This window comes from Rufibacter ruber, assembly GCF_014138425.1.
In the GTDB taxonomy this organism is placed as follows: domain Bacteria; phylum Bacteroidota; class Bacteroidia; order Cytophagales; family Hymenobacteraceae; genus Nibribacter; species Nibribacter ruber_C.
Genome location: NZ_JACJIQ010000017.1, coordinates 111,788 through 124,594 on the forward strand (window position 1 = coordinate 111,788; position 12,807 = coordinate 124,594).

Genomic DNA, 12,807 nt, shown 5'->3' on the forward strand with positions numbered 1-12,807 from the left:
GATGAAGTACTATATCATTGCCGGAGAACGGTCCGGAGACTTGCACGCCTCAAACCTGATCAAGAAATTGCACCAGGAAGATCCGCAGGCGCACATACGCTGCTGGGGCGGTGACATGATGGAGGCGGCAGGTGCTCAGCTGGTGAAGCATTATCAGGAAATGGCCTTTATGGGCTTTCTGGAAGCGGCCACCAACCTGCTCAAAATCAAGCGTTTTTTAAAGGAGTGCCAGCAGGACCTGCTGCAGTACCAGCCAGATGTGGTCATTCTGGTAGACTATGCCGGGTTTAACATGCGCATTGCCAAATTCGCCAAGGCGAACGGGCTGAAAGTCTTCTATTACATCTCGCCTAAAATCTGGGCCTGGAACCAGGGGCGCGTGCATACCATCAAGAAACTGGTAGACCGCATGTTTGTCATCATGCCCTTTGAGAAAGACTTCTACCAGAAGTTTGATTACCACCAGACAGACTATATTGGCAACCCTGTGTCTGACTCTGTGTCAGCGCACGTGGTGAACAAGAACTTCAGGAAAGAAAACGGGCTGGATGACCGGCCTATCATTGCGGTGCTGCCGGGAAGCCGCCAGCAGGAGATAGAGAACATTCTCTACATCATGCTGAGCATTCTGCCACCGTTCCAGGATTACCAGTTTGTGGTGGCCGCGGTGAGCAACTTTTCTAAAGAGTACTACGAGCACTTTAACCGTGAGCCGTTCATCAAGATTGTCTATGACCAGACCTATGACCTGCTGGCACACGCAGAGGTGGCCCTGGTAACCTCTGGCACCGCCACGCTAGAGACAGCCCTGTTTAACGTGCCACAGGTGGTGTGCTACCGTACCAGCAACATCTCTTACTGGATAGGCAAGGCGGTGATCAAGGTGCCTTATATTTCTCTGGTAAACCTGATTGCCAATGAGCGGGTGGTGCCAGAACTCATTCAAAGCGATTTGAATGCGCAGAACCTGGTCAAGGAACTAAAGAATGTATTGGAAAACCCTGCCGGCCGTGACGCGCAACTCAAAGGGTACGCCAAAGTGCGCAAGTTGATTGGTGACTTCAATACCTCTGAGACAGCCGCCAAACTGATGGTGCAATACCTAAAGGAGGAGAAGAGCAAATAAAGATTTCTGTTTTCGGGCTGTTTTTAGAAAACCAGCCCGAAAACAGAACAGGCAAAATAAAAGAAGGGCTGCCTTACATCTGGTAAGGCAGCCCTTCTTTTATGGGTTTGCGTGCACTATGCCACCTTCAGCTGCTTGATAGAAGACTTCTCAAATTTATCACGGGCATATTCTAAGGTTATTTCCAGGGTACCGCCGTCCTGGTCAGAAGGCAGGTCAAACATGGCATCTGTCATGATCCCCTCACAGATAGAGCGGAGGCCACGGGCCCCTAGCTTGTACTCTGCCGCTTTTTCTACAATGTACTCCAGGGTTTCATCTGTGAACTCCAGCGTGATGTTCTCCATCTCAAACAGACGCTTGTACTGCTTGATCAATGAGTTTTTAGGCTCTGTCAGGATCAGGCGGAGCGTTTCATTGTCTAGCGGGTTCAGGTGGGTGACCACCGGCAGGCGGCCAATCAGCTCAGGAATCAACCCAAATGATTTGAGGTCTTGCGAGGTGATGTACCGCAGGAAGTTATCAGTGTCCATCTGCTCATCCAGAGAAGTTTTGGAGAAGCCAATAGGTTTGGTGTTGAGGCGGCTCTTGATGAGGCGGTCAATGCCCACAAACGCCCCGCCGCAGATGAACAGGATGTTCTCCGTGTTCACCGTGATCATCTTCTGCTCCGGGTGTTTTCTTCCGCCCTGCGGCGGAACGTTAACGGAGGTGCCTTCCAGCAGTTTCAGGAGGGCCTGCTGCACCCCCTCGCCGCTTACGTCACGGGTGATGGAGGGGTTGTCACTCTTGCGGGCAATTTTGTCAATCTCGTCAATGTAGACAATGCCCCGTTCTGCGGCTTCCACGTTATAGTCGGCGGCTTGCAGGAGGCGGGTCAAAATGCTTTCTACGTCTTCCCCCACGTACCCGGCCTCTGTTAACACGGTGGCATCAGCAATACAGAAAGGAACCTGCAGGATGCCGGCCAGCATGCGGGCCAGGAAGGTCTTCCCGGTGCCGGTTTCACCCACCATGATGATGTTTGACTTCTCAATCACAATATCATCTGCCTTGGGTTTTTGCATGAGGCGTTTGTAGTGGTTGTAAACCGCTACTGACATTACTTTCTTGGCCTCGTCCTGACCCACCACAAACTGGTCCAGGTACTCTTTCATTTCCCTGGGCTTGATCAGGTTGAACTTAGGGGCGCGGTTGTTGGCACGCAGGCGGTTCTCCTCATTCAGGATCTGCTGCGCCTGCCCAATGCAGCGCTCACAGATATGGGCGTTAATGCCTGAGATCATCACAGACACTTCTTTCTTATTCTTGCCGCAAAAGGAGCACGTAATTTCTGCCATAGCCGGGTGTGGTATTCTACTGTTTTCGCCCCTACAGTGGGGCAGCTACGGCAAAGTTACAAAATTGGTTAAGCACTATGCCAATATATTTTCAGACATTGTTTTTATGGCCGGGGGTGAAGTGGTTGTAAAAGAGTAGTTTATAAAATATAGGCTATGTTGTATCTGTTTGAAGCAGAACTCTCTGCACCCTGGTAAAACAGTCTTGGGCGCAAAACCGGGGGGAGAAAATAAGTAGGTGAACGCTTCTGTTTTTGGCCTGTTTTTCAGAAAACAGGCCAAAAACAGATATCTTCCAGAAAAAAGAAACCACATGGCAGGGACTACACGGGTAGTGGACCAGGAAATAGGCGAGAAGGCTGAAAGGTTGGCCCTGGGGCCGTCGCGGCAAATTTCTATTGATGCGTTCAGGGCGGTTGTCATGGTGCTCATGATTTTCTGCAATGACCTGGGCACACTACAGGGTATTCCGGGGTGGCTCCTGCACACTGAGGCGCAGGAAGACGGCATGGGTTTCTCTGATGTCATTTTCCCGGCTTTTCTGTTTATTGTGGGGCTTTCCATTCCGCTGGCGGTGCAGAGCAGACGGCGCAGGGGAGACGCCACAGCTACTATTGCCGGGCATATAGGGCTGCGGGCATTGGCGCTGCTGGTGATGGGGTTTTTCCACGTGAACCTGGGCAGCTACAGCCCAGAGGCACTGCTGCCCCGGCCCATTTGGGCTATCCTGATCACTGTTGCCTTCTTTTTGGTCTGGCTGGATTATCCCAAAGATGCTTCCAGAAAATACCCATGGGTGCTCAAAGCCGTGGGTGTGCTGCTGCTGGCAGTACTGGCGGCTTTGTACAAAGGCCATTCGGCCGAAGGCATGGTCTGGATGCGCCCGCAGTGGTGGGGCATTCTGGGCATGATTGGGTGGGCTTACCTGCTGGGCGGTTTGGTGTACTTGTTCTCTAAGGGGCAGATAGGGGCGCTGGTGGGAGGTATGCTGTTTTTCCTGGCCTTTAACAGCGCCGCGCACCTGGGTTGGTTAGAGCCGCTGGCCGGGGTGAAAGCGTATGTCTGGATTATTGGCGACGGGTGTATGCCTGCGCTCACCATGGCCGGGGTAGTGACTACCTGGTTCTACCAGCGACACCCTCTGAACCAGAAGGCTTTCTGGGTGTACGCGCTGGCGTCGGCGGCGGGGTGGCTGGCCTTTGGGTTTATGACGCGGCCTGTCTGGGAGATTTCTAAAATAAGAGCCACCCCTTCCTGGACCGCTATCTGCGCCGGCATTAGTCTGCTCTGCTTTGCGGGCATGGTGTACCTCACAGACGTAAAGGGCATCAAGAAATGGTACCGGTTGGTTCAACCTGCCGGCACCAGCACCCTCACCTGCTACTTAATCCCGTACCTGCACATGGGGCTGGTGGCGTACTTGTCTTTCCGGTTGCCTGAAGGAATGCGGACGGGTGTGCTTGGGTTGGTGAAATCACTGGGTTTCGCCTTGCTGGTGGTGTTGGTGGTGTGGCTGCTAGGCAGGCGCGGGATCAGGCTTAAACTGTAAGGGGAAGACATTTCCTGATCTGTTTTATCACATCCTGAAGGGATTCTGATTGCGAGCCAGAAAGACGCTCATTGACCGGTCCTGCTGTTCGCCACCAAGATCTTTGCAGGAGAACAGAGAGGGGAAAAGGTACCGGTAGTTTTGACAAAGTACTTGATTCCTGTTTTGGGCTGTTTTTCTGAAAACAGCCCCAAAACAGGAATGTATTAAAACAGGAAAGCCCGCAGTGCTGCGGGCTTTCCTGTTTTAACAAAAGCAGTGGGTTATGATTTGTGACGGGTCAGGACTTCGTCAATCAGACCGTATTCTTTGGCTTCCTGGGCAATCATCCAGTAGTCACGGTCAGAGTCTTTGTCTACCTGCTCCACAGATTTGCCGCTGTGGCTGGAGATGATCTCATAGAGTTCTTTCTTCAGTTTCAGGATCTCACGGGCGGTGATCTCAATGTCTGAGGCCTGGCCCTGGGTACCACCCATTGGCTGGTGAATCATCACGCGGGCGTGGGGCAGGGCAGAGCGCTTGTCTTTGGCGCCGCCGCAAAGCAACACAGCACCCATAGAGGCGGCTAAACCGGTACAGATGGTGGCCACATCTGGCTGCACATACTGCATGGTGTCATAGATACCCAAACCGGCGTACACAGAGCCCCCCGGGCTGTTGATGTAAAGCAGAATGTCTTTTTTTGAATCTGCTGACTCCAGGAACAGCAGCTGGGCGGTAATGATGTTGGCAATATAGTCATCTACCTGTGTGCCCAGGAAAATAATGCGGTCTACCATTAAGCGGGAGAACACGTCAATCTCCCTAAAGTTGGTAGGGCGCTCTTCAATTACCGAGCGGGTCATGCTGGTAGGCTGCAGGCGCGCAGTGCTTTCAATGTGGGTGAGGTATTGGTCAACGCCCAGGCCGCTCATGCCAAGGCCCTTCACGGCAAATTTTCTGAATTCGTCTTTGTTGTACATAAAGGTTCTGTTTAGTTAGCCTTAACTTAAAAAGAAACGGGTAGGTTACACGGTCGCCAGAAGGTACAACCGTTTACCTGTTTCCGAGTTGTTTTTCTAAAATCAGGCCAAAAACAGGCAGCGTGTTTTTACTGCCATTATGGCCGAGAAAGGTAGCACGTAGCGCGTATCAGGTCTCAAGATAGAAGTAATTTCTGAATGACGGATGTTCTTCCAGGGTAACTGCCGTTAACAGAGATGCCGAAATTCTTGCTACTTGCTAACCACTACGTGATACTTGCCCTGCTTGGTTTAAAACAGAAAAGCCTTTGCCGTACGGCAAAGGCTTTTCTGTTTTAAACCAAGCAGGGGATTAAGCCCCTACTTTGTTACGGAACTCCTCAGCGGAGATGGTGTTCTCTGTAATGGTGATTTTTTCCTTTACAAACGCCAGCACTCTTTCTGCCACCAGGCCTTCATACTCATTTACAAAGTTGCGGCCGTTGTTCTGCTTCAGGTGGTTGTCCAGGAAGTTGTTGAAGGTGTCTTCCATTTCCTCAGGAACTTCTGGCATGTTGAACTGGGCCATCATTTTCTGGCGGGCGCTGTTCACCACGTCTTCGTTCTTGATCTGGATGTCATTCTCCTCAACTACTTTGTTCCGGATCATTGACCACTTCAGCTCCTTCACATACTGGTCATAGAACTCCTCAATCTGCTCAGGGGTGATCTTGCCTTCATTGGTCACGGTTAACCAGCGCTTGAAGAACTCGTTCGGGATCTCAATAGAAGATTTCTCCACCAGTTGGTCAATCACGTCACGGTCAAGTACGTTTTCGGCCTCCCGCTCATAGTTCTCTTTGATCACCTCGCGCACTTTGGCGTCAAACTCCTCTTCAGTGGTCACGTTGCCCTGCCCAAAGATCTTGTCAAAGAACTCCTGGTTCATCTCAGCGGCCTCAGTACGGTTGATTTTCTCAACCGTGAAGGTGAACTGGCCGTTCAGGTCTTTGGTCACGTCTTTGCTCAGGCCGGTCACATGTGCCAGAGCGGCATCATCACCAAAGGCTTCTCTAATGTCAAAGGTGATGGTGTCTTCTGGTTTCACGCCAATGAATTTGTCAGCGCCAGAAACCACCTTGTTTAACGGAAGGAGGGTTTTGGTTTCAAACTCGCCGTCTACTTGCTTCAGCTCACCGTACAGGTAGTCATTGGCTTCAGACACCTCTGGGTTGGTGGTTTTGCCAAACTGGCGCTTCATCTGCTCATAGGCTTCATCAACGGTGGTCTGGTCTACCTCAATGTTGTATTTCTGAACAGAGACTTCGCTCAGAGGCAGTTCAAACTCGGGCAGCAAACCAACGGCGTAGCTGAACTCAAACTCTTTCTGGTTGTCCCAGTCAATAGAGTTCTCGTCTTGGCGCTCGGGCAGCGGCTCGCCCAGAATACGAACTTTGTTTTCTTTGATGTAGTTGTTCACTGACTCACCCAGGAGCTGGTTGATGGCTTCAACCAGGATTCCTTTGCCGTACATTTTACGGATCAAACCAGCTGGAACCTTACCCGGGCGGAAGCCTTTGATGTTGGCCTTCTTGCTGTATTCTTTGATTTGCTCGTCTACACGGGCAGCGTAGTCAGCCTCTTGCAGGCTTACTTTTAGGCTGGCATTCAGGCCATCGGTTTGATTCAGGGTAATATTCAAGGCTATTGATCTTTAAGGTTATTTTTAAATTGAAAAACCCCCAACCCCGGTTGGGATTGAGGGTTTTCTTTGTGCGGATGGAGGGACTCGAACCCCCATGCCTCGCAGCGCTAGATCCTAAGTCTAGTGCGTCTACCAATTTCGCCACATCCGCATGTGATAATGTGCTCCGTAATTGTGCTGCAAATGTAGCAAACTCTTTTTTGTTTATGCAACTATGATTCGTTTTTTTTGTTGAAATTTATGAAAAATAATTCAAAAACGCCTCGGCGCTTGCCTTGCCCCGTTTTTTGATGTACTTACCTGTATGATTGACCACGAAGCAGAGCGGAAAGAGATACTGCGCCATTATAGAAAGTTGCTGCGCCATGCCAAGCCTTTTCTCAAGGACAATGACGCCAAGATTATAAAAAAGGCTTTCAACACCTCCCTGGAAGCCCATAAAGACATGCGCCGTAAGTCTGGGGAACCGTACATTCTGCACCCGTTGGCGGTGGCCCAGATTGCCGTGGAGGAGATTGGGTTGGGTACCACTTCCATAGTGGCCGCCCTGCTGCATGACGTGGTAGAAGACACAGACCTGGAGATTGCTGACATTGAACGCGATTTCGGGCCGCGGGTGGCCAAGATCATTGAGGGCCTCACCAAGATCTCCGGGGTGTTTGAGTACGGCACCAGCCAGCAGGCAGAGAACTTCCGGAAGATGCTGCTCACCCTGTCTGATGACGTGCGGGTGATCCTGATCAAACTGGCCGACCGCCTGCACAACATGCGCACGCTGGGCAGCATGGCGCGTGACAAGCAGCTCAAGATCGCCTCTGAGACCATGTACCTGTACGCCCCGCTGGCGCACCGCCTGGGGTTATATGCCATCAAGTCTGAGCTGGAAGACCTGCACCTCAAGTACACAGACACGGAGACGTACAAGTTCATCTCCAACAAGATACGGCAGACCAAGAGCGCCCGTAATAAGTTTATCGCTGATTTTATTGGCCCTATAGAGGAGGAACTGCGGCGGCAGGGGTTTAAAGACTTTGAGGTGAAGGGCAGACCTAAGTCAATCTACTCCATCTTGAAAAAGATGAAGAAGCAGAATGTGACGTTTGAGGAGATCTATGACCTCTTTGCCATCAGGATTATCCTGAACGTGCCGTATGAGCAGGAGAAGCCGGCCTGCTGGCGCGTCTACTCTATTGTCACAGACTTCTATCAGCCCAACCCAGACCGCCTGCGCGACTGGATCAGCACCCCCAAAGCCAACGGCTATGAGGCGCTGCATACCACCGTTATGAGTAAAACCGGGCAGTGGGTGGAGGTGCAGATCAGAACCAAACGCATGGATGACGTGGCTGAACGGGGATATGCCGCCCACTGGAAATATAAAACCGGTAGCGTGGGCCCCACAGAGTCTGGTCTGGACAACTGGATCAACAAAGTGCGCGACATGCTGGAGGTCTCTGACACCAACGCCATTGAGTTTCTGGATGAGTTCAGGACCAATCTCTTTGTAGAGGAGGTTTTCGTCTTTACGCCCAAGGGCGAACTGATTATCTTGCCAGACCGTGCCACCGCCCTTGATTTTGCCTTTGAGATTCACACCCAGATAGGCTACCAAAGCCTTGGTGCCAAGGTGAACCAGAAGCTGGTGCCGTTGAGTTACCGGCTGCACAACGGAGACCAGGTAGAGATATTGACGTCTCAGAAGCAGAAGCCCACGGGGGAGTGGCTCAAATTTGTGACCACCTCCAAGGCCCGCTCTAAAATAAAGGAGTTCCTGCGCGAAGAACGCAAAGGCAAAGCCGAAGAAGGAAAAGTGCAGGTAGAGGAGCGGCTCCGGAGCATATCTGTTGAGCCTTCTGCGGCCAACCTAAACCGTCTGGCAGCTTATTTTAATGCTGCCTCACTGCAGGACTTTTACTACAGGATAGCGGTTGGGTTGCTTGACCTGAAGGAAATCAAAGACTATATCTTTAATCCGCAGAGCGAGAAGTACCGGCCCATTTCGTTGCTGGACGGCTCTACGTTTGACAAAGAGGTGGAAAAGATCAGGGGCATTAACTCGCAGCTGTTGGCCATTGGGGTAGACACAGATAAGATTGACTACACGCTGGCCAACTGCTGTAACCCTATTCCCGGCGATGACGTGTTCGGGTTCCAGACCGAGGATCAGGGAATCACCATTCACCGCACCACCTGCCCCAAAGCGGTTGAGCTGATGTCTAACTACGGCCACCGCATTGTAAAGGCCAAATGGACCGGGCAGCAGGAGCTTTCTTTCTTAGCCGGTATCACCATCAAAGGAACCGATAGGGTGGGGCTGGTGAATGATGTGACCAAAGTAATCTCCAACTCCCTCAAAGTGAACATGCGCTCCATTACCATTGACTCGCATGACGGGGTGTTTGAAGGCCGCCTCATGATCTTTGTGAATGACACTGCCCAGCTGGAGAAACTGATCCAGAAACTGCTGCGGGTGAACGGCGTCTTGAGCGTTGACCGTTTTGATTCTTAACGGATTTCTGTTTTAGGGCTACTTTTTGAAAAACAGCCCGAAAACAGGAACGAAACCCTTTGCTTGAAATGGCTTGCGGCTTTGGTTGAGAAGTGCGTTTTGGGCCTGTTTTCTGAAAAGTAGCCCTAAAACGTAAACTTGAATTTACCTGAACAAGCCCCATAAAAAAGAGGCGCCCGCTACTAAATAGCGGGCGCCTCTTTTTTATGGGGCTTTCAGTGACTAGAATTTCACACTGAGACCAAGAGCGAGTCTTGAAAGAGCATTGTTCTGGAATTCGCCGTACACACCAAACTTCTCAGTGAAGTAGTAGCGGGCACCAATGATGAATGTAAACTCGGTAGTACTTTCATCTTCATCATCTCCAAACTCTTCGTACATTTCTTGTACTTCTTCATCTTCAAACGTTGTCTTTGAAGTGAAATAGCCGAAGCCAATACCGGCATAGGTATCTAACTGATCATTTTGTAAGAAATCATAATGGTAGGTACCTCTTGCACTGATTTGGAATAAACTTACAGTTGCGGCTTCATCATCTTCTCCAAAATCATAGCCAGCGTATCCAAATTCAGCACCTAAACCCACTACGCCTGGTCCAAGTTCTACGCCAAGGGCTTTGTCTAAGGATACCTGGAATGGCCCGGTGATACCGTCTGGCTTAGTACCTTCCATCATCACGCCATATCCCAGATTTAACGCCCAACCTCCGTCTTCAAAAGCAGCCTTCGGCTTACGTTTTACCGCAAAAGGTTTGTAAGAAGAAGTGGCCTCCCGGTAAGAAATGGTGGCGGGCTCAGTAGCCGGGGCGGCGTGTGCCAGCAGAATGGTTTGGCTCCTCTGTGCAGGCTCAGCAGCAGCAGCATTGACGTCTGCAGACTGGGCAAAAGCAGGGGCAGACAAAGTGCCCAGTAGGCAAAGCATAGAGAAACCCATGCCTTTGGTGAAAGTAGTTGTTTTCATAAGCAGATAAGTAAATAATTGAGTTTTAGTTGTTTGTTCCTGTCAATTGTCTCGTAACTAATATTCGTGCTCAAATATATAGATAAACAATATTCTTGATGCGGCAAGGGCAGGTTTTGGCCTCAAATTACCTACTTCTGAGTAGTGAAATCTGGCCGAACTAAATACCTTTCTTCTGTAGTTTTAGCTTTACCGTGTAAAACTGTTAAGTTTGCAGCAGGAGAACGTATATGGCACTAGACGAAGCTAAATTCCTAGAGGTGAAGAAAATCTTTACCGCATACCTTGAGAATAAGGGCCTCCGGAAGACTCCGGAGCGCTATGCTATTCTGGAGGAGATCTATTCCCGCACCGGGCACTTTGATGTGGAGTCTCTTTATATAAGTATGAAGAACAAAAACTACCAGGTGAGCCGGGCCACCGTGTATAACACCCTTGACCTGCTGGTTGAGAATGACCTAGTGAGCAAGCACCAGTTCGGCCGAAACCTGGCGCAGTATGAGAAATCGTATGGCCGCCGGCAGCATGACCACGTCATCTGTACCGAGTGCCACAAGGTGGTGGAGTTCTGTGACCCGCGGGTGCACAACATCCAGACCATGGTGGGAGAGCTGTTGAATTTTAATATTCTGCACCACTCCTTAAATTTGTACGGCATCTGCGGCGACTGCCAGGCTAAACTAAACGCCCCTACCCATGAAAATTGAGCACACCCTGCAAGACAAAGTCTTGATCATACGGCTGGAAGGTGACATGATTGGCGGGCCAGAGACCCAGCGCCTGACAGACCTGGCCAATAACACCATAGATGACTCCCTGCTTCTGGCCGCTATTGACCTCTCAAATGTGAGGTTTATCAACAGTAGCGGCATAGGGGTTCTGGTCTCTTTGCTGACCAAATTCAGAAACCGGGGCGGTGAGCTGGTCTTGATCAACCCTTCTGAGCACATCCGTAAATTATTAATCATCACAAAACTGAACGCCATCTTCACTATTGCTGAAGATGACACCAGCGCAATTCAGCTTCTAAAAGAATCACTTTAAATGCCAGTTGACATTCTAGTAGGCCTCCAGTGGGGCGATGAGGGAAAAGGGAAAATCGTAGATGTTCTTGCTCCCCAGTATGATGTAGTCGCCCGTTTCCAGGGAGGGCCCAATGCCGGACACACCCTTGAGTTTGAAGGGACCAAGCACGTGCTGCACCAGATCCCCTCCGGGATTTTTCACGAACACATCACTAATATAATAGGGAATGGCGTGGTGCTGGACCCCATCGTGTTCCGGACTGAGGTAGAGAAACTCACCGCCCGCGGGATTGATGCCGGCCGCAACCTGTTCATCTCCAAGAAAGCCCAACTCATTCTGCCTTCGCATAAAAGCCTGGACCGTATTTCTGAGGAAGCCCTGGGTACGTCAAAAATTGGCTCTACGCAAAAAGGGATTGGGCCGGCCTACCAGGACAAGATTGGCCGTAGCGGTTTGCGCGTTGGTGACATCCTGCTGCCTGACTTCAAAGAGCGCTATCAGGCCACGGTAGCAAAACACCAGAAGATTGCCTCTTTTTACCAGAAGTCACTGGAGATTGAAGAGCTGGAAGAGCAGTTCTTCAGTGCCGTAGAGTTTTTGCGGTCTTTCACATTGGTAGATTCTGAGTACATGATCAACCAGGCCATCAAAGACGGAAAGAAAATTCTGGCAGAAGGTGCGCAGGGCTCCCTTTTAGATATTGATTTCGGAACCTACCCGTTTGTTACCTCTTCTAATACCCTGGTGGCTGGCGCTTGTACTGGCTTGGGCATTGCTCCCCGCCATATTGGCGAAGTTTACGGGATCTTCAAGGCGTACTGCACCCGGGTAGGAAGCGGACCTTTCCCCACAGAGCTGCATGATGAGGTAGGGGAGAAGATCAGGCAAGCTGGTAGAGAGTTCGGCTCTACTACCGGGCGTCCCCGCCGTTGCGGCTGGATAGACCTGCCGTCGCTCAAGTATGCCATCATGCTGAACGGGGTTACCCAATTAAACATGATGAAGGCAGACGTGCTGGATGACTTTGACGAAATCAAAGTATGCACCCATTACCAACTGCCAGACGGCACTCTTACTGATCAATTGCCGCATGATCTGGATAAAGCAGAACTTACACCGGTGTACGTAAGTATGAAAGGCTGGGGCCAGGAGCTGAGAAATTTTGAGAGCTATGGTGCCCTTCCTAAAGAAGTGCTGGAGTACGTAGCCTATCTGGAGAAGGAGCTGGAAGTAAGCGTAAACATAATAAGTGTAGGTCCAGACCGTAAAAGCACTTTGGTTAAATAGAGCTGTAAGTAATTCAGTAAACCTGGAAAAGGAGCATATGCAAAAAGCATGGGCTCCTTTTCTGTTTCTGGAGTAACTGCCTCTCGTACTTCTATACAAGCATAAGGGAGGAGCCAGAAGGTTCTGATTGCACGGATAACAATCTTTCACGAAAACGAAAATGGTGTATTCCCTCCTCTAAGGCACCAAGATAACCCTTTGGCAGCGTAAGCGCAGCCTCTGTGGCCGGTGGAGGCGACCGTGATTCATCATGTCAGAGGCATGGGTGAAATTTTTCAGGAAAAAACTTCCAGTGGGGAACTGGCTGAGGCTGAGGCGGGTTCTGTCTCAGCGCCCGCCGCGGGCGGCGTCCGTGGGGGCTCAA

General features: G+C 50.7%; 10 protein-coding genes and 1 tRNA gene. 6 read left to right on the top strand and 5 right to left on the bottom strand.

The annotated features are described in order from the left end of the window. Position 1: 1 nt before the first annotated feature. A complete protein-coding gene (lpxB, locus tag FHS90_RS17935; RefSeq protein ID WP_182514057.1) occupies positions 2 to 1,126 on the top strand; it encodes a lipid-A-disaccharide synthase in 1,125 nt (374 codons plus the stop codon). A 116-nt stretch (positions 1,127 to 1,242) separates the two neighbouring features. Here the strand turns inward: lpxB and clpX are convergent, their stop codons facing one another. After that, complete coding sequence (clpX, locus tag FHS90_RS17940; protein WP_066839396.1) at positions 1,243 to 2,466, bottom strand: ATP-dependent Clp protease ATP-binding subunit ClpX; 1,224 nt, start codon at positions 2,464 to 2,466, stop codon at positions 1,243 to 1,245. 313 nt (positions 2,467 to 2,779) lie between these two features. Between clpX and FHS90_RS17945 the strand changes: the two genes are divergently transcribed. Further along, positions 2,780 to 4,015 carry a DUF5009 domain-containing protein gene (locus FHS90_RS17945; protein ID WP_182514058.1) on the top strand — a complete coding sequence of 412 codons (1,236 nt, stop codon included), beginning with the start codon at positions 2,780 to 2,782 and terminating at the stop codon, positions 4,013 to 4,015. A gap of 263 nt (positions 4,016 to 4,278) precedes the next feature. Here FHS90_RS17945 and FHS90_RS17950 read toward each other — a convergent pair whose 3' ends face one another. From FHS90_RS17950 to FHS90_RS17960, 3 genes are all read right to left on the bottom strand, one after another. Beyond that, entirely contained in the window at positions 4,279 to 4,977 is a 699-nt protein-coding gene (locus FHS90_RS17950; RefSeq protein ID WP_066839394.1) for a ClpP family protease, read from the bottom strand. Positions 4,978 to 5,329: 352 nt separating this feature from the next. Continuing rightward, positions 5,330 to 6,658 (bottom strand): trigger factor, encoded by a 1,329-nt coding sequence (tig, locus tag FHS90_RS17955; protein ID WP_066839390.1) that lies wholly within the window; start codon positions 6,656 to 6,658, stop codon positions 5,330 to 5,332. A 72-nt stretch (positions 6,659 to 6,730) separates the two neighbouring features. Further along, positions 6,731 to 6,812, bottom strand: a tRNA-Leu gene (locus FHS90_RS17960). Positions 6,813 to 6,965: 153 nt separating this feature from the next. Between FHS90_RS17960 and FHS90_RS17965 the strand changes: the two genes are divergently transcribed. Continuing rightward, positions 6,966 to 9,170 carry a RelA/SpoT family protein gene (locus FHS90_RS17965; RefSeq protein WP_066839388.1) on the top strand — a complete coding sequence of 735 codons (2,205 nt, stop codon included), beginning with the start codon at positions 6,966 to 6,968 and terminating at the stop codon, positions 9,168 to 9,170. A 222-nt stretch (positions 9,171 to 9,392) separates the two neighbouring features. Here the strand turns inward: FHS90_RS17965 and FHS90_RS17970 are convergent, their stop codons facing one another. Continuing rightward, positions 9,393 to 10,130, bottom strand: coding sequence for an outer membrane beta-barrel protein (locus FHS90_RS17970; protein WP_182514059.1), 738 nt, complete (start codon positions 10,128 to 10,130; stop codon positions 9,393 to 9,395). 230 nt (positions 10,131 to 10,360) lie between these two features. Between FHS90_RS17970 and FHS90_RS17975 the strand changes: the two genes are divergently transcribed. The 3 genes from FHS90_RS17975 to FHS90_RS17985 are packed head-to-tail and all read left to right on the top strand — an operon-like array spanning position 10,361 to position 12,443. After that, positions 10,361 to 10,837 (top strand): Fur family transcriptional regulator, encoded by a 477-nt coding sequence (locus FHS90_RS17975; protein WP_066839385.1) that lies wholly within the window; start codon positions 10,361 to 10,363, stop codon positions 10,835 to 10,837. Beyond that, a complete protein-coding gene (locus tag FHS90_RS17980; protein ID WP_066839383.1) occupies positions 10,827 to 11,174 on the top strand; it encodes an STAS domain-containing protein in 348 nt (115 codons plus the stop codon). Before FHS90_RS17975 ends, FHS90_RS17980 begins: the two co-directional genes overlap by 11 nt. Continuing rightward, positions 11,175 to 12,443: an adenylosuccinate synthase gene (locus FHS90_RS17985; protein WP_182514060.1), complete on the top strand. Its 1,269-nt coding sequence runs from the start codon at positions 11,175 to 11,177 to the stop codon at positions 12,441 to 12,443. Positions 12,444 to 12,807 lie beyond the last annotated feature (364 nt).